This is a genomic window from Pseudomonas sp. NFACC32-1, assembly GCF_900101215.1.
Taxonomy (GTDB): domain Bacteria; phylum Pseudomonadota; class Gammaproteobacteria; order Pseudomonadales; family Pseudomonadaceae; genus Aquipseudomonas.
This window is the reverse complement of the sequence record NZ_FMUL01000009.1, coordinates 73,141-93,104: the sequence shown is the minus strand read 5'-3', so window position 1 is coordinate 93,104 and position 19,964 is coordinate 73,141. Positions and strand designations below refer to the sequence as shown.

Annotated in this window: 22 protein-coding genes; 17 read left to right on the top strand and 5 right to left on the bottom strand. The window is 59.4% G+C overall.

All coding sequences use genetic code 11. The features are described 5' to 3' along the window. The first annotated feature begins 15 nt into the window (after window positions 1-15). From BLP99_RS15615 to BLP99_RS15560, 12 genes are all read left to right on the top strand, one after another. Complete coding sequence (locus BLP99_RS15615; protein WP_072458923.1) at window positions 16-1,017, top strand: zinc-dependent alcohol dehydrogenase family protein; 1,002 nt, start codon at window positions 16-18, stop codon at window positions 1,015-1,017. Then, a complete protein-coding gene (locus tag BLP99_RS15610; protein WP_072398338.1) occupies window positions 1,014-2,204 on the top strand; it encodes an MFS transporter in 1,191 nt (396 codons plus the stop codon). The genes BLP99_RS15615 and BLP99_RS15610 overlap by 4 nt, the downstream gene beginning before the upstream one ends. A gap of 90 nt (window positions 2,205-2,294) precedes the next feature. Beyond that, on the top strand, window positions 2,295-3,215 hold the full coding sequence (locus BLP99_RS15605) for a LysR family transcriptional regulator (RefSeq protein WP_083526353.1): 921 nt from the start codon (window positions 2,295-2,297) through the stop codon (window positions 3,213-3,215). A gap of 207 nt (window positions 3,216-3,422) precedes the next feature. Further along, window positions 3,423-4,553 carry an aldolase catalytic domain-containing protein gene (locus BLP99_RS15600; RefSeq protein ID WP_231991073.1) on the top strand — a complete coding sequence of 377 codons (1,131 nt, stop codon included), beginning with the start codon at window positions 3,423-3,425 and terminating at the stop codon, window positions 4,551-4,553. Continuing rightward, window positions 4,553-5,743, top strand: coding sequence for an isocitrate/isopropylmalate dehydrogenase family protein (locus BLP99_RS15595; RefSeq protein ID WP_072398340.1), 1,191 nt, complete (start codon window positions 4,553-4,555; stop codon window positions 5,741-5,743). Before BLP99_RS15600 ends, BLP99_RS15595 begins: the two co-directional genes overlap by 1 nt. After that, the gene (locus tag BLP99_RS15590; RefSeq protein WP_072398341.1) at window positions 5,740-6,447 is read left to right on the top strand and encodes an RraA family protein; all 708 of its coding nucleotides are present in this window, start codon (window positions 5,740-5,742) and stop codon (window positions 6,445-6,447) included. The genes BLP99_RS15595 and BLP99_RS15590 overlap by 4 nt, the downstream gene beginning before the upstream one ends. A gap of 38 nt (window positions 6,448-6,485) precedes the next feature. Continuing rightward, window positions 6,486-7,655: an LLM class flavin-dependent oxidoreductase gene (locus tag BLP99_RS15585; protein ID WP_072398342.1), complete on the top strand. Its 1,170-nt coding sequence runs from the start codon at window positions 6,486-6,488 to the stop codon at window positions 7,653-7,655. After that, window positions 7,652-8,212 carry a flavin reductase family protein gene (locus BLP99_RS15580; protein ID WP_083526354.1) on the top strand — a complete coding sequence of 187 codons (561 nt, stop codon included), beginning with the start codon at window positions 7,652-7,654 and terminating at the stop codon, window positions 8,210-8,212. Before BLP99_RS15585 ends, BLP99_RS15580 begins: the two co-directional genes overlap by 4 nt. Window positions 8,213-8,240: 28 nt before the next feature. Further along, entirely contained in the window at window positions 8,241-8,609 is a 369-nt protein-coding gene (locus BLP99_RS15575) for an antibiotic biosynthesis monooxygenase family protein (protein WP_072398343.1), read from the top strand. Between the two features lie 61 nt (window positions 8,610-8,670). Further along, window positions 8,671-9,660, top strand: a complete 990-nt coding sequence (locus BLP99_RS15570; RefSeq protein WP_092180782.1) for an NAD(P)H-dependent flavin oxidoreductase — start codon at window positions 8,671-8,673, stop codon at window positions 9,658-9,660. Between the two features lie 17 nt (window positions 9,661-9,677). Beyond that, entirely contained in the window at window positions 9,678-10,454 is a 777-nt protein-coding gene (locus BLP99_RS15565; RefSeq protein WP_072431230.1) for an alpha/beta hydrolase, read from the top strand. Then, the gene (locus BLP99_RS15560) at window positions 10,451-11,320 is read left to right on the top strand and encodes a DUF6282 family protein (RefSeq protein WP_072398346.1); all 870 of its coding nucleotides are present in this window, start codon (window positions 10,451-10,453) and stop codon (window positions 11,318-11,320) included. Before BLP99_RS15565 ends, BLP99_RS15560 begins: the two co-directional genes overlap by 4 nt. A 125-nt stretch (window positions 11,321-11,445) precedes the next feature. Here BLP99_RS15560 and BLP99_RS15555 read toward each other — a convergent pair whose 3' ends face one another. Continuing rightward, entirely contained in the window at window positions 11,446-12,198 is a 753-nt protein-coding gene (locus BLP99_RS15555) for an SDR family oxidoreductase (protein ID WP_072431229.1), read from the bottom strand. A 126-nt stretch (window positions 12,199-12,324) separates the two neighbouring features. On the opposite strand from BLP99_RS15555, the gene BLP99_RS15550 reads away from it, so the two are divergent. Both BLP99_RS15550 and BLP99_RS15545 read left to right on the top strand, forming a co-directional pair. Next, window positions 12,325-13,233 (top strand): LysR family transcriptional regulator, encoded by a 909-nt coding sequence (locus tag BLP99_RS15550; protein ID WP_092180779.1) that lies wholly within the window; start codon window positions 12,325-12,327, stop codon window positions 13,231-13,233. 229 nt (window positions 13,234-13,462) lie between these two features. Continuing rightward, window positions 13,463-14,008 (top strand): hypothetical protein, encoded by a 546-nt coding sequence (locus tag BLP99_RS15545; protein WP_072398349.1) that lies wholly within the window; start codon window positions 13,463-13,465, stop codon window positions 14,006-14,008. A 42-nt stretch (window positions 14,009-14,050) separates the two neighbouring features. Here the strand turns inward: BLP99_RS15545 and BLP99_RS15540 are convergent, their stop codons facing one another. The 4 genes from BLP99_RS15540 to BLP99_RS15525 all read right to left on the bottom strand — a co-directional run bounded on the left by BLP99_RS15540 (window position 14,051) and on the right by BLP99_RS15525 (window position 18,109). Next, entirely contained in the window at window positions 14,051-14,686 is a 636-nt protein-coding gene (locus BLP99_RS15540) for a hypothetical protein (protein ID WP_072398350.1), read from the bottom strand. A 117-nt stretch (window positions 14,687-14,803) separates the two neighbouring features. Then, on the bottom strand, window positions 14,804-15,691 hold the full coding sequence (locus tag BLP99_RS15535; protein WP_072398351.1) for a DMT family transporter: 888 nt from the start codon (window positions 15,689-15,691) through the stop codon (window positions 14,804-14,806). A gap of 214 nt (window positions 15,692-15,905) precedes the next feature. After that, complete coding sequence (locus BLP99_RS15530; RefSeq protein ID WP_092180776.1) at window positions 15,906-16,994, bottom strand: hypothetical protein; 1,089 nt, start codon at window positions 16,992-16,994, stop codon at window positions 15,906-15,908. A 227-nt stretch (window positions 16,995-17,221) separates the two neighbouring features. Continuing rightward, window positions 17,222-18,109: a MerR family transcriptional regulator gene (locus tag BLP99_RS15525; RefSeq protein WP_256327861.1), complete on the bottom strand. Its 888-nt coding sequence runs from the start codon at window positions 18,107-18,109 to the stop codon at window positions 17,222-17,224. Window positions 18,110-18,238: 129 nt separating this feature from the next. Between BLP99_RS15525 and BLP99_RS15520 the strand changes: the two genes are divergently transcribed. The 3 genes from BLP99_RS15520 (at window position 18,239) to BLP99_RS15510 (ending at window position 19,962) form a co-directional block, all read left to right on the top strand. After that, on the top strand, window positions 18,239-18,685 hold the full coding sequence (locus tag BLP99_RS15520) for a PAS domain S-box protein (RefSeq protein ID WP_092180773.1): 447 nt from the start codon (window positions 18,239-18,241) through the stop codon (window positions 18,683-18,685). A 105-nt stretch (window positions 18,686-18,790) separates the two neighbouring features. Continuing rightward, window positions 18,791-19,213 (top strand): nuclear transport factor 2 family protein, encoded by a 423-nt coding sequence (locus BLP99_RS15515; protein WP_092180770.1) that lies wholly within the window; start codon window positions 18,791-18,793, stop codon window positions 19,211-19,213. Next, window positions 19,210-19,962 (top strand): SDR family NAD(P)-dependent oxidoreductase, encoded by a 753-nt coding sequence (locus BLP99_RS15510; protein WP_092180767.1) that lies wholly within the window; start codon window positions 19,210-19,212, stop codon window positions 19,960-19,962. Before BLP99_RS15515 ends, BLP99_RS15510 begins: the two co-directional genes overlap by 4 nt. The last annotated feature ends 2 nt before the right edge of the window (window positions 19,963-19,964 follow it).

Below are 19,964 nucleotides of genomic sequence, written 5' to 3'. Positions count from 1 at the left end.
CTTGCGAGAAATGCCATGACACGTGTCGTTCGGTTCCATGAGTATGGTGATCCAGAGGTCCTGCGAATCGAGGATTTACCGGTCGCCCAGCCAGGCCCTGATGAGGTCCGCATCCGGGTAAAAGCCATCGGTCTCAACCGCGCCGAATCCATGTTCAGGCGCGGCCAGTACCTTGAGCAGGCTGAGTTTCCCAGCCGGCTGGGGTACGAAGCAGCCGGTTTTGTCGAAGCCTTAGGCGATGCCGTACACGATTTTGAGATAGGCGATCCGGTCAGCCTCGTTCCCCCTTCGAGCATCGCTCGATGGGGAACCTATGCCGAGCAGGCGGTGGTGCCGGCGGCGATGCTGGTCAAACATCCGGACAGCCTCAGCCTCGAACAGGCCGCTGGCGTCTGGATGCAATATCTCACGGCCTGGGGCGCGTTATTGCCCGTCGCCGGACTGGTTGCAGGTGACTTCGTGCTGATAACCGCCGCTTCGAGCAGTGTAGGCCTGGCTGCCATTCAGATTGCCAACCGTGTAAAGGCGATACCTATCGCGGTGACCCGTGGCGAGGAAAAGGTCCGCAAGCTGCTGGCGGCCGGTGCCGCTCATGTGATTGTCAGCGACAAGGAAAATCTGGCGGTACGTGTCGGGGAGATCACGGCCGGCGATGGCGCCAGGGTTGTCTTCGATCCAGTGGGCGGTCCGGCTATCGAGCCGTTGGCGGATGCCACCCGTCGCGGCGGCATTATCATCGAGTACGGAGCCTTGAGCAGCGAGCCCTCGCCCTTTCCGCTGTTCACCGTGCTAGGGAAAAGCCTCACGCTGCGAGGCTACCTGCTGCACGAAATCGTCAACGACCCGGTCCTGTTTGCCCAAGGCAAGGCGTTCGTCTCCAGCGGCCTGATCGAGGGCAGCCTGTCCCCTGTAATCGCCAGAACCTTTACCTTCGACGAGATCGTCGAGGCCCATGAATACCTGGAGGCCGGTGAGCAGTTCGGCAAAGTCATCGTGACCCTGGAGGACCGGCCATGAAAATGTTCAACCCGTTGTTCTTCATCGCGCTGGGTTTGTTCGGGGTCTACACCATCGAGTTCGGCGTAGTCGGTATCTTGCCGGTGATCATCGAACGCTACAGCGTCAGCGCCTCTCAGGCGGGCTATCTGGTGGGCCTGTTCGCCCTGATCATTGCGGTATTCGGCCCCTTCATGGTGCTGTTGTTTTCACGTTACAACCGCAAGCGGATCCTGACCCTGTCGTTGTTCATTTTTGCCGGTTCCAGCGCCTTGTCGGCCTATGCGCCCGATTACGGATCGCTTGCGGTCCTGCGGATCATTCCGGCGTTCTTCCATCCGGTGTATTTCTCTCTGGCTTTTGTCGCAGCGGTGTCTCTTTATCCCAAGGAACAGGCTACGCAAGCGACGGCCAAAGCGTTTGTCGGCACCAGCATGGGCATGGTCCTGGGCGTGCCTATCACCACCTGGATCGCCGCACGCTTCTCCTACGAGGCGGCCTTTCTGTTCTGCACCGCAGTTAATGTGATCGCCGGCCTCGGCATCATCGCCCGGCTACCCGATACCTTTGCCGGACAGCGAACCCCTTATGGGGAACAGCTGGCTATCCTGCGCAAACCGACGCTGTGGCTCAATATCCTGGCCTCCACCCTGATCTTCGGTGCGATGTTTTCGGTGTACTCCTACAGCGCCGAATACCTGTCTCGTGAAGCCGGCATGAGCGGTGAGGTGATCAGCGCCATGTTGATCCTCTTTGGTGTGGGAGGTGTAGCCGGTAATTTGCTGGCGGGCCGCTTGCTGTCCAGGAACAAAGTGAGTACCACGCTGATGCATCCGATCATGCTGGGTGCGTCCTACCTGATCCTCCATTTCTTCGCCAGTGCAGCCATTTTGCCGATGGTGTTGATCGTCGTGCTGTGGGGTGCCACACACACCAGTGGCCTGATCGTAACGCAGGTATGGTTGACCTCCGAAGCCCCGGAGGCTCCCGAGTTTGTGACGGGGCTCTACATCTCATTCATCAATTTGGGCGTGACGCTCGGTGCAACCGCCGGCGGCTGGTTCCTCGCACGCTTGGGAATGGAAGGAACCATCGTCAGCGGGCTGGTTTTCTGTGCACTGGCAGCTGCGACAATCGCGACCAAGGTGCTTGTGTATGGAGCCCGACAACCAGGCCTTGCGTCGGAAACCCAGGCGGTTTTGCACTAAAGTCATTCCTCGGAGACCGTGGCCTGCCACGGTCTTTCTCGAACTCAGCGGAGTTTTTATCGGTCAGAACCACTCGGACGGAGTTACGATATGGATGTTAGCAGCACTTCACTCACCGCCTCGCAGGCCGTCGATTTCCCTGTGGACAGCACCCAGTTCGATTGGGAGAACCTTCGGTATTTCATCGCCTTCGCGAGAATACGCTCCCTGGCTGCCGCAGCGCGGTCGTTAAACGTCGAACACGCGACTGTTTCACGGCGGATAGCGGCCCTTGAAACGGCACTGAAAATACGCCTGGTGGACCGGCGCAGCCACCGATACGAATTGACCGAAAACGGCGAGCGGATCGCCCAGTTGGGTAACCGCATGCAGGAAACTGCCTGCGCGCTGAGCCGCGCGGTCTGCGCGATCCGCACCGATAAAGTCGCAGACATTACCCTCAGCTCACCTCCCCACCTGACGACGCATTTCATTGCGCCCCGTCTCGGTCAGCTAAGGGAGCAATGTCCTGGCGTCAACGTGCGGATCCTGTCCAACCCCCGCATGGCCTCCATGGCAAGGCGCGAAGCGGATATCGCGATCAGCGTCGGACGACCGACCGAGACGGACCTGGTCGTGCGGAAGATCGGCACCCTGGATTTCGGTTTTTTCGCCGCGCAATCCTATCTCCAGGGCCGTGCCCCCTCAGCCTATGAATTCATCGCCCATGACGATGAACAAGAACCCTCCCCTCAGCGCATCTGGCTGGAGAATGCCGCGGGCCAAAGGCCAGTGGTGCTAAGGGTCAAATCCTTCGATGTACAGGCCGAAGCGGCCAGGGCCGGCGCCGGTATCGCCTTGCTCCCCGTATTCATGGCCAATCCTCAAAGCGGCCTGCACAGGGTCTCGATCGAAGAGCGGCCGTTACATGCTGAGCTATGGCTGGTGGTCCATCGCGACATGCGAACGGCTCCCGGAATAAGGGCCATGATGGACTTCATCATTCATTGCTTTGCACAGCAACATCGTTAATAAAAGGTTCGACCCGACTGGGAATTTTTTAACAGCAGCTGTTAAAAACAACCTGTTTACAATCTGCGGAATGTTGTCCAGTATCGAATCAGGTCAGGCGAACGAGTTTTCGCTGAAATCATGACCTCGTAGAAAACCGTTACATTCCTATAATAATAATCCCCCTGCCTTTTACGCCAATAACGCCGCCACTGTCGGCTGATCGTTATGCGTATACGGCTGCGCAAGACATTGTTACTCCTGGTTACCTCTGCTTATTCGAAGTTAAAGCGGCACACTTGCGTGCCTTCGAAACATGAAAAAGGGACTGTATTCATGAGCCAGATAAAGATTATCGATGTCACGCTGCGAGACGGTGGATACCGCAATGATTTCAACTTCACCGTTGATTACGCCCAGTCTGCAATTTCTCAAATGGTCGAAGCCGGCATTCCGTACTGCGAAATCGGTTACCGCAACGGTTCGTTCGTACGCAAGCACGAGCATGGGCTCACCAGCGCTGTCGACGCCCAGTACCTGAGTGCGGTCCATGACGCCGCCGCGGGGCGGATCGACTTGTGCGTCATGGTGCATCCGCACAATGTCGATGCCAGCGACTTCCAGCTGCTTCAGGAATATGGCGTGTCGATGATCAGGGTTTGCCTGCGCCGCGACCGTCTGGACGACGGGTTGGCCACCGTGCGACTGGCCAAGGCTCATGGCTTCCAGGTAAGCGCCAATATCACCCATGTCACAACCCTGGGTCCTGGGGAAATTTCCGATATGAGCCTGCGCGCGGAGAACGCCGGGGCAGACTTGCTGGTGTTCGCGGACTCCAACGGCAACATGATACCTGCCGATGTAGACCGGCTGATCACTCGGATATCCAGCCGGGTCCTGATCCCCTTGGGCTTCCATGCCCACAACAACCTTTCCCTGGCGCTTTCCAATTCCATTGCCGCCATGGATGCCGGCGCCGAATACATCGATGCTTCAATCTGTGGCATGGGCAAGGGGGCGGGCAATCTGCACCTGGGTGTTTTTGTCGCCTACCTGCACCGTGCCGGCATTCGCAATGACTATGACCTGGTGAGTGCCCTGCATTTATCCCAGCTCACCGCCGACACCGTGCCCGCCAGCAGCCTGCCATTGTCGCTGACAGATGTCATGATGGGCACCTACAACATGCCCTTCGATGTTCAGCAACGCCTGGATGATGTGATAAAGGCGTACAGCCCCGCTTCAACTTTCCACGCTTTGCAGATATTGCACGAACAGGGTAGCCGCAAGCCGGAAAAGTCTATAAAGCCATTGCCGACGACTCTATCGCCCTCCCTGGCAAGCGGAGGTATCCGCTAATGAGCCGGCGACAACAAGTATGTGTATTGCCAGGTGACGGCATTGGCGTCGAAGTTACCGACGCGGTACTGCCGTTATTCGAAGCCCTTGGATTGCCCATCGATCTAAAGTTTGGGGATATCGGTTGGAGCTGTTGGCAGAAAGAAGGAAATTGCATTCCAGATAAAACCTGGGACTTGATCAATGAAAGTGACGCCACGTTATTAGGAGCGATTACCAGCAAGCCTCTTCGTGAAGCGGAAGCGGAACTTTCATCGATACTCAGGGGAACCGGGCGAGTCTATGTTTCTCCGGTTATCCAGCTTCGCCAAAAACTTGGACTGTTTGCCAATGTACGGCCTGTCACCGATGTACTGGGCAACAACCGCTATCGTTTTTCGGTGATTCGAGAGAATACCGAGGGCCTGTATGCTGGGCTGGATTTTGCCAGCATTCCGCAGGCGTTCGAACCGATACTGGCTGAGCGCGAACGCAATGGCGCGCCATGGTCGCGAGAGAGTTGCACCGATGCCACGATGACGGTGCGCCTGCAAACCCGCGCAGGACTACTGCGCCTGTTCCGCTTTGCCTTCGAGTACGCACGCCAGCAGGGCCACGAGCGCGTCACGCTGGCGGACAAACCCAACGTCCTGCGGTACAGCGGCGCGTTTGCCCGAGAGATCCTGGAGTCGGTTGCCGCGGACTTTCCCGACATCCAGTGCAACATCGATAACGTCGACGCCGTTGCGTTGTGGATGGTCCGACGGCCCGAGCGCTTCGGGGTGATCGTGGCGGAAAACATGTTTGGCGACATTCTTTCCGACCTCGGGGCCGGGGTCATGGGTGGCCTGGGCCTGGCGCCCAGCGCAAACATCGGGGCCCAGGGTGCCTACTTCGAACCGGTCCATGGCAGCGCGCCCGCCTACGCCGGCCAACGTCGGGCCAACCCGAGCGCAATGTTCCTGTCAGTCGCGCTGATGCTCGAGCACCTCGGACATCGGCACTCCGCCCAGGCGATTCGCAACGCCGTCTCCCAGGTCGCACGCAGTGATTGCCGCACCTACGACCTGGGCGGAACGGCCAATACCTTCGAAGTGGCGGCCGCCATCGTCAAGCAAGCTCTCGAATGGGTGGCGCGGCTTGACGGGCTGACATCCCGGCAGTCCGGAGACCAGGACAAGCACGGCCTGAAAAAAGGAGCCCATGCATGAACGCCATCATTTCTCCCGCTTTGCAAAACAACCATGCGCTGCTCAAGGCCTGCGAGGCGCTCGACACCGCCAGCCTGTCAGATGCACTCGACAGCCTGGGGCTGGCCGGGGGCCTGGCCGGCCTCAACCAGCAGGTGCCAGGGACCCGTTGTATCGGCTTCGCCTACACCGTGTTGTACGAGCCAGTCCAGGAACGGAACGGCTTCAGGTCCGCCGCCAATTACATCGATGAAGTGCCGCCCGACGCGGTCATCGTTTCCAGCAATCCCGGGCGCACGGACTGCACAACCTGGGGCGACATCCTGACCCATGTGGCGATAAGCCGAGGCATTCGAGGAACGCTGATCGACGGGGCCGCGCGGGATATCGATACGGTCCAGCGCCTGAACTACCCGTTATTCAGTCGAGCCCGCTTCATGCAATCGGCGAAAAACCGAGTGCAGCTCAAGGCAACCCAGATACCCGTGCAGATATCCGGGGTGACGATCAATCCGGGCGACGTGGTGGTGTGCGATAGCAGCGGTTGCCTGGCAATTCCGGCAGACAAGGCCCAAGAGGTCATCCGGCGTGCCCAGGCTGTCGAGCAGACAGAGAAGGACATTATCCAGAGCGTGAGCAATGGCTACACCCTGGAACAGGCCCGCGCCCTGCACCGCTACGACCAGCCTTGGCTGTCATCCAAGGAAAAGCAGGCGAACGCTTGATTTCGACTTATTTCCCCATTCGAAAGAGTATTCAAGACATGACCACTGCAAACGTGTCCATTCGCAAGCCTAATCCGGTTCGCGACAGCCAGAACAAAATCAAACTCGGCGTGTTCGGTTTCAACATCGAAGGCGGTTGCACACTGACCACCGTTCCAGAGCGCCACAGGGCAGCCGATTGGCAAAGCAACCTGGCGATCGCCACACTGGCCGATCGCGCAGGCCTTGAGCTTTTGCTACCCGTGGGCCGCTGGCGAGGCTGGGAAGGCGCCAGCAATCCGATGGGCGTTTCCTACGAAACCTACACCTGGGCAGCAGGCCTGGCATCGGTCACCGAGCAGATCGCGCTGTTCACTACATCACACTTGTCCACCGTCCACCCATTGTTTGCCGCCAAGCAGGCGGCGACCATCGATCACATCAGCGGCGGTCGCTTCGGGTTGAACATGATCTGCGGTTGGTTCGGCCAGGAAATGGGCATGTTCAATGGTCACCAGCGTGACCACGATAAACGCTACGACCATGCCGATGAGTGGATAGCGATCGCTAAAAAAGCGTGGGAGGCCAACGGGTACTTTGACTACGAGGGCGAGTTCTTCAACGTCAAGCAAGGCTACGCGGAGCCCAAGCCGATCAACCGGCCGTTTCTGATGAACGCTGGTGGCTCCCCAAGGGGTCGGCAATTCTGCGCCCAACATTGCGATGCCGCGTTCCTGATCCTCAAGCATGAAGATGACGATGACACCATCCGCGCGCAGATCAAGGCCTATCGCGACCTGGCACGCCTGGAACATGGCCGGGAACTGCAGATCTGGGTCTACGCCTACGTCGTCCACGAAGACACACTGGACCAGGCGCACCAGCAACTCGACTACTACGTGACCCAGCATGGGGACGACGCGGCGCTGGATAACGTAACCCGCGAGATCGGCGTACAAAGCGGCATGTTCAAGGACGCCGCCGATGCCGAGCGTTTTCGCTTCCATTTCAAGGCCGGTTTTGCCGGCGTGCCGTTGGTGGGCACCGCCCAGATGATCGTCGACCAGATGCAGCGCTGGTCCGACCTGGGGGTGGACGGCATCAACTTGACCTGGCTGGACTACCAGAGCGGGCTTCAGCGCTTCGTCAAGGAGGTATTGCCCTTGATGGAGCAAGCCGGCCAACGCGCGCCGCACAAGCCGGGCAGGATCATGGAGGCCGTGGCATGAGCAGATATTCCCAGGCCCGCAGTGCTACGGGCAATGTCGCGGTCCTGCCGATCACCACGGACGTGGTTTCTGGCGAACTGGCGGATCAGTTCAAGCACGCCATGCGCAGGTTGACATCGAGCGTGGCGATCATTGCCAGCCGCGACGGCGATGCCCCGGTGGGCATGGTCGCGACCGCTGTGATCTCAGTCAGCACCAGCCCCCCTGCTCTACTGATATGCATCAACCGCTCAGCCAGCCTCCACAGCCCGCTCATGCTATCCGGGCGCTTTAGCGTCAACCTGTTGAGCGCGACCCATAGCGACCTGGTGCCGGTGTTCGCCGGCCAGGTCAAAGGGCCCGAACGTTTCGCCCATGGTCAATGGGAAGACATTCAAGGCCTGCCCTGCCTGGCGGATGCGCAATCGAGCCTTGTCTGCACCTTGGACAGTCACCTCAGCTACGGCACCCACGACGTGATCATCGGTCGCGTCGACGCAGTCCGGTTCGCCGACTGCATCAATCCACTGCTTTGGGAAAACGGCAGCCCGGCGATATCCGCCCGCCTGACGCAATGACCCGCCCCAATCCCAAGGAGAATGACTCATGACACAAATCGAACAATTCCAGGCACCGCAATCGGGCGAAGACCAGGCCATCTTCCTGGTGAACGTCGTCCATGTGAACCCGGGCCAGCAAGATGCCGCCCTCGCCGTCCTGCGCGAAACCGTCCAGTACGTGGCGCAAACCTACCCTGCCTTCCAGTGGAGCCGACTGTACAAGAGCCTCGATGGCAAAACGGTCATCAACCAGGCCCAATGGAGCAGTAAGGATGCCTTTGATTCGTTGTTTCAGGACGAGTCATTCATGTCACGTTATTCAGGGCTCAAGGACACCGGGACATGGGAGTTCCACCTTTACCAGGTGAGCGATTTCATTCCTCAGGCCCTGGCCGCGGCGCTCATCGCTGAATAAATCCCAAAGCCAGAACGGGCAGGCCGAAACGGCCTGCCCGCACGAGAACAGGAGTATCGATATGGCTGAGCTCAACACGCGCCTTACACAGGCCTTCAATATTTCCCACCCGATCGTCCTCGCGCCCATGGGGGGAGCCTCTGGGGCCAGGCTGGCCACTGCGGTATCCCAGGCCGGAGGGCTGGGCCTGGTCGGCGCCAGCTATGGCGAGGAGCGGTGGATGCGCACCGAGCTGGCGCCCATGCGGGACCTGAAGCAACCATGGGGCGTTGGCCTGGTGATGTTCACCGTAGCCCGAAACATGGCGCTGCTGGACCTGGCACTGGAATACGGACCAGACGCCGTCGCATTGTCGTTTGGCGATCCTGCCGCATTCGTGCCGATCATCCATCGGGCCGGCGCGAAAGCCATCGTACAGATTCATGAGCTTGACCAGGCCACTGCGGCCCTGGACGCCGGGGCTGATGCCTTGATCGTCCAAGGTGCCGAAGCCGGCGGGCACAGCTTGCGCCGGGGCCTGATGCCATTGTTGCCTGCGGTGCAGGATCGGGTCGGGGACAAAATCCCGCTGATTGCGGCCGGCGGCATCGCAGACGGGCGTGGCGTGGCAGCGGCGCTGATGCTGGGTGCCGATGGGGTCATGCTGGGCACACGCTTGCTCGCGACCGAGGAGGCCCTGCCTTCGGCCGCGTTCAAGAAGCGCCTGATCGAATCCAGCACGTCGGACACCGTGCGCACCCGGATCTTCGATCTGGTGCGTGGCATCGAATGGCCTGAGCACTACAGCGGCCGGGCCATTGCCAACCGCTTCTCGCAAGCTTGGCTGGGGCGCGACGAGGCATTGCGAGAGGCGCCGGATTCGATTCGCCAGGACTACGCCAGGGCGGTGCTCGCTGATGATCTCGACAACCGGGCGATCTGGGCAGGTGAAGTATTGGACCTGGTAGGCGACATCAAGCCCGCCCGCCAGATCGTCCATAACCTGTTAAGCGAAACCACGCGCATCTTGCGCAACAGCCAGCAACTGCTGGCTCTCGGCAAAATCGCCTGATCATCCGGAGAAGGATTATGCAAACGTCCAATGCAGTCAGCCGCCGTTGGGGCAACGGCAATCAACTGGCAGTGGTCATGTCGCCGGTCATGCCCGTATGGGATGAAGGGCAGTTCTTCCAACCCATGATCGCACCACTGGTAAAAGCGGGTTACCGGATAGTGGTCTTCGACACGCTATCGCTGCTGGGCGACGAAAACGAATCGCTTGAAGAGTTTTCACAGCGCTGGCGCCAAGAGTTGTCGGCGTTGGGCCAGATCGATCTGCTGGTGGGATCGGCCTTGGGTGGCGCGGTCGTCCAGGCGCTACTCGGCACCAGCCTCGCCCCGCACATCAGCAAAGTGCTATTGCTGTCCTCCCCTGCCTTCGCCGATGGAATCCTCGACGGTCGACTGGGGAAGATGGCTGACCTGGCCCTGCTCGGCGATCTCGAACAAGCGCTCCAGCTACTCGACCAGCTTGTACAACCGGCGACCCGGATACGTCCCAGCGGGCCAATCGCCATCGACCAGGCCAGCGCCGCACGCCAGGCCAGGCGCCTGCACCTGGGTTTCCGGCTGCTTAATCGCCTCGACCTGCGGCAAGCGAGCCACGGTTTTTCCGGCGCACTGCTGGCGGTTTATGGCGAACAGTCGCAGCTGGTGCGGGGTATAAACGTGCATGTCAACGATCAGGCCCGCCACTGCCGGCTATCCATTCCCGATGGCGGCATGCGTCCATTGCTCGACGCGCCGGCATTGGTCATGCGCACCGTGCGCGATCACCTGGGCATCAACCTGGAGGTGGCCGCATGAGCCGCCCGCTGGGTTTGTTCGAGGCTGACTTCATCGATGTGCATTATCACGCCGGTCCCGACGCGTACCTGCGGCGCCATGGCGTGATGGAGGCCGGTCGGCATTACCGCTCGTTGAACGGCTGGGTGGTGCTGAAGAACCACCTTGGCTGCAGCGCGTCCCAAGCCTGGGAGGCCAGGCAGGAAGGGCTTCCGGTTTCAGGGTCGGTGGTTCTCAATGAAATCGCCGGCGGTATCGATTTCAGGGTGGTGCAGCGTTCGCTGTGCCACCACGGGGACAGCGAAGCCCGGCTGATCGTGCACCTTCCCACCGTCACAGGCCGCTCCCACCAGTCCCGCCTCAAACGCAACAGCAGTCATTGGATTCTGGATAAATACCCCATCCGGCCGCTCACCGTCAGTCAGGAGGGGAAACTCAATGCGCAAACCCTGGATGTGCTGCGGATGGCCCGGGACTATCCGATCGTCATTTCCACCGGTCATGCCGACGCCCGGGAAGTACGTCTTTTGGTAGACGCGGCGGTGCGGTTGGATGTGCCCAGGCTTATGCTCAACCAGCCGGCCAATCCCTTGACCGGGTTGGACGCCACCGCTCTGCTGGAGCTGGCTCAAGCGCCCATGGTCTACACCGAACAAACCGCCCTGACCTATCTGCTCGGCTACCAGCCCTGGGGAGACTTCAGCAAGGTCCTGTGCGAAGTCCCCAGGGCGCTCTACAGTTCCGACCTGGGCCAGACCTCTCAGCCTGATATCGAACAATGGCAGGTAGACAGCTTGCTGTGGTTTGAAAAAATGGGGTTAGGCACTGAGCGAGCGCAGCAGGTCAGCAAAGGGCACGCGCAGGCACTGTTGCAGCTGGCGTTGTAGTGCGCAAGGCGCGCGCTTTGTTCGCCAATAGGTCGGCGCGTCGCTCAGCGCTGAAGCAAACCTTCAGCGCCTCGTTGCATCGGCCCGATGCCAAGTCGCTTTCGCCCAACATCCGGGCGGTGCGCTTACCCATTCAGCAGGCGGCCACCGTCAACGACGATTTCAGAACCCACGGTCCAGCGCGACTCGTCGGACGCCAGATACAGCACCGCTTTGGCAACCTCCTCGGCCGTACCGAAGCGGCCAAGCGGAATGCTTGCCGTGATCTCCTTGTTGACTTGCTCGCGATACGCATCCGCAACCCCGAGCTTATCGTACAGGGGGGTGTCGATCGGTCCGGGGCTGACGGCGTTGACACGGATACCGCGTCCCAGCAGTTCAGTCGAAAGTGTCTTCGACATGTTCAACAATGCAGCCTTCGTGGCGGCATACACGGACGAGCGGGCCGCGCCCACATGTGCGCTGATGGAGGTGTTGAGTACGATGCAAGCAGGATTCGCAAAGGCCGGCAGCAACGCCTGCATCAGGAAGTAAGGGCCTTTGACATTGATGTCGAAAGAGCGCTCGAACATCTCTGGTGTCCACTGCTCGATGGGCAGCCAGACAGATATCCCGGCATTGAGGAAAGCAACATCCAACTGGCCGTAGTGGTCCTTGACGGCTTGTGCCAGTTCCTGTTGCGCGGCGACACTGGCCGAGTCGGCCCGTAGTACCAGGACTTCGGATCCCAGTTCAGCCTGAGCTTTGACGATCGAATCGGGATTGACGCCCGTGACGATGACCCGGGCGCCTTCGGCCAGAAACTGCTTTGCGGTTTCCAGGCCGATGCCACTGGTGCCGCCAGTGATGAGAGTACGTTTACCTTGCAAGCGCGACATTTGGTTTCTCCTGGGAATAGCGACCCACACGGTCGGGATGGAGAATGTGCGCTCATGCCAACAAATAGATAAGATCCAGCTTTTGAATATGATTCATGCAGAAATTACATGAATCCAGGGAGTGGTATGGATCGGTTTCTCTTGATGTCATGCTTCGCACGCGCCGTGGAAACCGGAAGCTTTTCCGCTGCGGGCCGCGACCTGGGACTGGGGCAACCCAATGTCAGTCGCTACGTGGCGGCGCTGGAAGAGCATTTGCAGACGCGTCTGCTTCACCGCTCGACGCGAAAGCTGTCTTTGACGCCGGAGGGTGAACGCTACTATGCGGACGTGCGGCGAATCCTCGATGCGGTGGATGAATCCGAGTCGTCCTTGCGAAACATCATCGAGCCGTCGGGACTCTTGCGTGTAGCCTGCCCGACAGCGCTTGCACACGCGTTCGTGCTGCCGCACGTACCGGCGTTTCTGGAGCGTTACCCCCAACTGACCCTGGATCTTCAGCTCAACGATCGCTACGTGGATCTGGTCAATGAAGGAACCGAACTTGCCATTCGCATCGGACACCTGGAAGACAGCGCCCTGCGCGCCCGGCGTCTTGGATGGTACGACCGCGTCTTCGTGGCCAGCAAGGACTACCTGGGCAAACGCGGAGTCCCGCTGACACCGGATGACCTGCGCGACCACGACTGCGTCATCTACACCCTGCTGGCGTCCGGGGCGACCTGGCGCTTGCTTGACGCTGAAATTGCGGTTTCCGGCAGGTTCCGGGTCAACTCGCCCGACGCCGTGAGTGCTGCGGTCACGGCAGGCTTGGGGGTGGGACATGGGCCCGCGTGGCTGTTTGAGGAAGGCTTGAGCAGTGGTCGATTGCAATTCATCCTGGCGGACCACGTCGCTCCGCCCGTCCCGGTGCAGATCGTCTATGTCGCCAACAGACTGCTCCCCACGCGGGCAATCGTGTTCATGGACTTCATGGCTGAGGTGTTCTCGAGGACTGCGGCCCTGAACGGCAATATTCCTTTTCCGGTGCCGTGAAAGGACATGGTGACTGGATTCAGAGGTCTGGATCACGGTCTGCTCCAGATCGGCCGTCTCGTCGGTTGGCCCTCATTTGAACCGTTTCGGCTCCGGCAATGAGCAAGGTTCATCGCACATCGCAGCTACCACGACGTCAGGCGTATCTGCTGCCGCAGAACTTATTCCTTGATGGCCAATAGCTATCTACCGATAATCCCCCCTTCAAAAAAGCACATAAGGATTTGCTGTGAAGAAGCTCTATCTGGCTCTACCAATCTGCGCTCTGTTGCTCCAGGGCTGTGGCGTCACCATGACCCGCTATGAACCCGATTTCCAGAACGTTCAGCAGCTCAAGAAAAACGAACCCATGCAACCTCTTCGCGAAGCACAGGTAAATGCCGATTCCGGCCAAGGGTCGCTGATGGTGCGCATGAACCCGATTTCCTCCCCCGCAGGCAGCGTTCCATTGCATATCCAGGCCGCGATCAACGATGAGCTTCGCCAGGCGGGTCTGTTGGACCCACGTGCTGACCGGCAGCTGCAGGTTCAGCTGGTCAAGAGTCAGCTGACCGCAGGCATGGGCACTGGGCACGGGGAACTGGCGGCACGCTTCACGCTGCGTAAAGGTGATCAGGTGTTGTACGAGTCCACCAAGGACGTGCAACGTGAATGGGACAGTAGTTTCATTGGCGCAATCGCCATTCCGGCAGCCGCGAACAATTACAACCCGATGGTGCACGATCTGCTCAAGAGCCTGTACAGCGACCCACAGTTCACTCAAGCATTGAAGTAATCAAAAAAAGAGCCGCGATTGCGGCTCCTTTTTTCATCGGCGTCAGCCCCTTGGGATGCGGGTGTCGACAGCGGAGTATTTCATGCGGTTGGTGTCGACCCAGTTCTTCAACAGCGCATTGACCTGCCGGTTGAAGGTATCAGTGACCGCAGCCTTGGGCGTGTTGCCTGCCAGCGGCAGGAACCAGATGCCGATCCAGGTATTGATCGCATCATGATTGCTGGACTTGGCCAGGGGCTGTCCTTGATCGTCCAGGGTTTCAAGGCTCATGGTGTACTGGTCGGTTCCTACCGCAGGTATCACACCCAGTGTGAAACCACTGATGAACGCCAATACCAGCTGTCCGCCGCCTGGCGCATGGTTATAGACCTTCAGTCGAAGGCTGTAGTCGCCTGGTTGCTTCTGGAACTCGTCGAAGACCACCCGCCCGAAGAGCCCCGATTCATCGAAGGTTCGTTTCAGCTCGGGCTTGAGCATGTCACGCGCCTGTGGCACCTCGGTGGCCTTGGCATTGCCAGGTTCGCCTTGATAGAAATCGAAGTCGACATAAACGTTTGGCTTGTTCGAGTAGCTGGCCATTGAAGGCAGGTTCACGGGTGCGACTTCATCTTTGGTGAAACTGGCGCATCCACTGAGGCTCAGGGCCAAGGCGAGGCCTATGGCTTTTGCAAATTGCATATCAACTTCCTTGCGTGAATTTCTACATGCCGCTCACTGAGAGGGGCACGAATTCTAGCCGGATCCAGCTGAAATCAAAAGGCCATCATCTCTAGGCTCTCTCCCCTCGCCTGGGCTTTACCTCGCGACCCGCGCCGCATACAAGCCGGCCGCAATGACCATGCAGCCTCCTGTCACCGTCCAGATATCGGGAAGCTCGCCAAAGAACAACAACCCAATGAGCGTGGCGAACACCAGCAGCGTGTAATTGAAAGGCTGCAAAGTAGAAGCCGTCGCATAGCGCAGGGCCTGGAACAGTAGCAGCTGGGCCACGACGCCGGTGATCGAAAGGACGCCCAGCAATGCCCATTGCAACGGATTTGGCGCGACCCAGCCGGGAAATCCCACCAGCGTGATGGCGGCCGCTCCCACCAACCCCATATAGAGCATGTTGGTGGCGAAGGCGTCGCCCTGGCTGATTCTTCGCGTCAGGACGTTGAAAACAGCGAAGCACAGCGCTGCAATCAGGGGAATAAGCGCCGCCAGCTCGAATACCCCGCTACCCGGGCGCAGGATGACCAGGGTGCCGGCAAAGCCTACCGCTGCCGCCAGCCATCGGCGGATTCCGACGAATTCCTTCAGGAAAATGCCGGCCAAAGCCAACGTCATCAACGGGAATACCGCAAAGAGTGCGTGGGTTTGCGCCAGTCCCAGATAACGCAGGCCGATGCCGAACAAGGCGATCTCGCCAATGCCGATCAGCGCGCGGATGACCTGCAGATAAGGGTGACGGGTTCTGGACGCGGCGCGCAAACCACCCTTGCAAAGGCTGTAGACGATAGCGAACGCGAGGAAGGCCCAATACCTGACCATCACCAGTTGGGTGACCGGAAGGTCCCTCACCATGACCTTGGTGATCGCGTCCTGGAACGCGAATATCATCATCGACAGCAGGCACAGGACAATCCCCAGCTGCGGGCGAGGCACCTGCTGCGCCAAGGGTATGCGTTCCATTGGGTCACTCATCAGAATCCATCGGCGTCAGCAGGTCATCAGCACACTGCCCCTTAGCTGGGCGCCTCGATATTCCAGAAACGACCTGTGGCTGGTCGAGGACGTCTGAGGTAGGACGGTAGCGTCCGGCTACGGTGCGCGAACGCTGCTTGCAGGCAAACATGAACTTTCGCCTGTCATCGCTGGAGGCGTTTGCTCAAGGCATACGCACCCGATGCGATCGGGATCAGATTTTTTTCAGTAGCCCGGTTCGTTGTATGTGTGACAGCCATAATTTAGGGTGATAGCCATCAAAAAGAGCGACTGCTTTTTCACCTCCGGCCAGATCTGCTGCTCCTATCGCTGCCCCCGCTATGGCACCTGGTGGTCCAGCCAGGAACAAACCGGCAACCGTACCGACGCCGGTGGACATCCCGAACCTGACCCAATTCGTCCATGACTTTTTGGACGGCAGCCGCTTTTCAGCCGAATCATAGGCTGCACGTACATCAAGATCGGCTTTCAGATTTCTTGCCAGCCAAGACTTCAGGTCGTGGGCTTCATCACTCAAGATGATGTCCACGATGTCTTTGATTTCCTCTTCTCGCCTGAGTGAACTTGAAGCGAGCTTTTCAAACGTTGGAAGATTCTGAACCTTATGAAGTTGCTCGATTACACCCTTTGCCGCGAAATGGTCAGCTTCTGGGGAGGCGCCTTTCAATCGTTTGATGGGGTAGCACAATTCCAATAACTGAGGTAACTCCAGATCCATTTCCATGGAGGGGACCCCGGCCAGCATCAGGTCATTCATTCTGGCGACCCCGGTTATTGCACCACTCAGATAGTACCGCGCGCTGGGAAAGAGAAACTCATAACCTGGACGTCCTTCGTAATAAGCGAAGGCATCTTCAATGACATCCCTGGCTGGCAACCAGGTTGAGTAGTTGAATCCAATCGGGTCAACGAACGTGTCTTCTATGTCCTTGAACAGCGCATCGCGATCACTGCCATGCTTATGCATGTCCCTGTCGCGGACACTGGCGAAAAATCGATCGCGATCATACGTTTGCGGCTCGACGCCGTTTGCATGACTTAACGAGTAGGACGGGCAAAAACGAATACGTTTTTTCTGTATCAGCAGATGGAGGGGGCCTGTATCAAAAGCTGCCTCCAGTCGGTTCAATACCGCAGCGTCGAGTGGAATCACGACTTCGTCATGAACGAGCAGACAATCCGCCAGGTAGCCAACATGATCTGAAACTGAAAAACACAGGTCAGCTGCGATACCTATGCGCTCAGGTAGCTGGAAATCAGTGGCGGATGCATTTTGATTCATTTGGCTTCCTTGCTCGAATTGGCTCTTGAAAACGTCCAGCGTAGCTCGATTGACCCTCAGACAACGCCATCACTTTACCATCATTTTTTCCATGGCAAGAACCAGCGTCGTAGTGATCGCCACCCAGATATCCGCTGGCTAGGCGTGCAGGCCTACGGTCTTTTTTCGGGCCAGGAGGAGCAATACTGGCAGGCTATACGTAGCGGAGCCACGGTAGGCCATGCAAATCAAAGGTCCAGGGTGCCCTTGATCAAGGCACTGAGCACCCCTGCCACATCGGCGTCCTGCTCGTTCAACAGACACAGCGGAATACCTTGCAAGGCAGCCTGCGAACCCGCCGATCCCGCCCCTGTCAGGGCCAGTGGACAGGCGATTTCCATCTGCAACGAACGCAGCCGCTTGGCCAGGATCGGGCTCACTGGTGCCTGTACCGCAATCACCAGCGCAGCAGGCTGGATCGCCGCGCAGAGCAAGTGGAGCTCCTCCAGTGGTTGCCCACAGCCGAGCACTTCGATGCGTTGTTGCCTGCCGCTCAACAGCACACCGGCGCACAGCAGTTGCAGCTCGGCATGCCCTTCGGTGCCCGCCAGCAGTACGCGCGGGGCTTCGACCTGGTTCATCTGCAAGCGCAGCATGAGGCGAGCGCGCAGGAAGGTATCGAGCAGCAGCCATTGACTGCACTCGCCAAACGCGCTGCCTGAGGACAGCTCGTGCCAGGCCGGCATCAACACTTCACGCAATGCCGTTGCCCTGGGCAGGAGCGTGAACAGTTGCTGATAAGTCTCTTCCAGCGCTTGGATATCGAATGCCTTCGTGGCGCGTAATACGGCGGCGCGCCAATCCTGGATGGCATTGAGTTGCCGAGGGGGCTCATCGCGTTCGCCCTGGAGCATTTCGCCGACCTTGCTGATGGGCAGGCCATCGGAAGTCCAGCGCAGGATGTCGCGTATCCGTTGGACATCGTCGGGCGTGTACAGCCGATGCCCACCGTCGGTGCGTTGCGGGCGAATCAGCCCATGGCGCCGCTCCCAGGCACGCAGCGTCACCGGATTGATGCCGGTCAGGCTGACCACATCCCGCATGGGCAGCAGATCGGGTGAAGGGGTTTGAGTCATACGTGGTTTTCCGAAGGGTGGCACATTCTAAACCCATAGATACCTTTTGCGGCGAGCCTGCGTAGGTCATCATGTAGCGAACCGCCTCGGCGCTTCGCATAGCGCCGCATAATCCTGTAGGTGACCCCCATGATCGACGCCAAACTCCTGCAATTGATGGTCGAGCACTCCAACGATGGCATCGTCGTCGCCGAGCAGGAGGGCCACGAGAGCATCCTCATCTACACCAACCCTGCCTTCGAGCGCCTCACCGGTTATAGCGCCGACGAGATCCTCTATCAGGATTGCCGTTTTCTCCAGGGCCAGGATCATGACCAGGCGGGCATCGCGACCATCCGCCAGGCGATTCGCGAACGCCGGCCCTGCCGCCAGGTGCTGCGTAACTACCGCAAGGATGGCAGCCTGTTCTGGAACGAACTGTCCATCACGCCCGTGCACAATGAGGCGGACCAGTTGACCTATTACATCGGCATCCAGCGTGACGTCACCGCGCAGATATCGGCCGAAGAGAAGGTCCGCGAACTGGAGGCAGAAGTCGCTGAATTGCGCCGCCAACTGGACGCAGTCAAACGCTGACTCAAAATAACTGTACAAAGACATTGACTTGTACAGATTTAGCCTTAGGCTTCAGCAATACTTGTACAGATATTCTTTCTTGTACAAGATTGCCCGGAGCCACCCATGTCAGCCTATCTGCAGCAATTCGCCGAGCGCTTCGCCAGCCTCGATGGGGATAACCTCGACACGCTGGAAAAGCTGTACAGTGAAGATGTCGTCTTCTGCGACCCCCTGCACCGTATTCGCGGATTGCAGGACCTGCGGGCCTATTTCGCCCAGTTGTACGCCAACGCAGAGGATATCCGCTACCTCATCAGCGGCACGGACGAAGTGCAGCCCGGGCAGGGTTACCTGCGCTGGACCCTGCAGTTCCGCCATCCACGCCTGGCCCATGGACAACAGATCACCTTGCAGGGATGCAGTCACTTGCAGTGGCATGACCGTGTCCACTTCCACCAGGATTATTTCGACGCTGGCGCCCTGCTTTACGAACACATTCCCGTCATGGGCGGCGCAATCCGCTGGCTCAAAGGCAGGCTGGCATGAGCCGCTGTTGGCTGACCGGCGCCAGCAGCGGTATCGGTGCCGCCCTGGCGCAAAGCCTGCTGGAGCAAGGTCATCAGGTCGCACTGGGTGGTCGCTGCGCCGATCGCCTTGCTCCTTTGGCTGAACGCTTTCCGGGGCAGGTATTGCTGGCCATCGGCGATCTGGACGACCCGCAGCAGGTTGCCGGAATCGCCGCCCGGATCGAGCAGGCCTGGGGGGCGCTGGACATGGCGGTCCTCAACGCTGGCACCTGCGAGTACCTGGAGCCGGGCCAGTTCGACCCAGCCGTGGTCGAGCGTGTGTTGCGCACCAATCTGCTGGGCGTCAGCTACTGTCTGGCGGCGGCCCTCCCCTTGCTTCGCGCCGGCAAACGCCCCCACCTGGTGGTGATGGGCAGCTCCGTGACCTGGCTGGCCTTGCCCCGGGCCGGTGCCTATGGGGCCTCCAAGGCCGCGGTGCGCTATCTGGTGGAGTCACAGCGCATCGACCTGGCCCGCGAGGGCATCGACGTCACCCTGGTCAGCCCCGGCTTCGTCGACACGCCGCTGACGCGTCGCAACGACTTCCCCATGCCCCAGCTGTGGTCGGCGCAGCGTGCCGCCACACACATCGCCCGGCGTCTGCCCAGACGCCCGTTGGAGATCAATTTCCCCGGCATTTTCACCCTGGTGCTGCGCCTGCTCGGGGCGCTGCCCGCGCGCCTGCGTCTGGCTCTCGGCCAACGCCTGGCCCGTCATGAACAGGAATAACG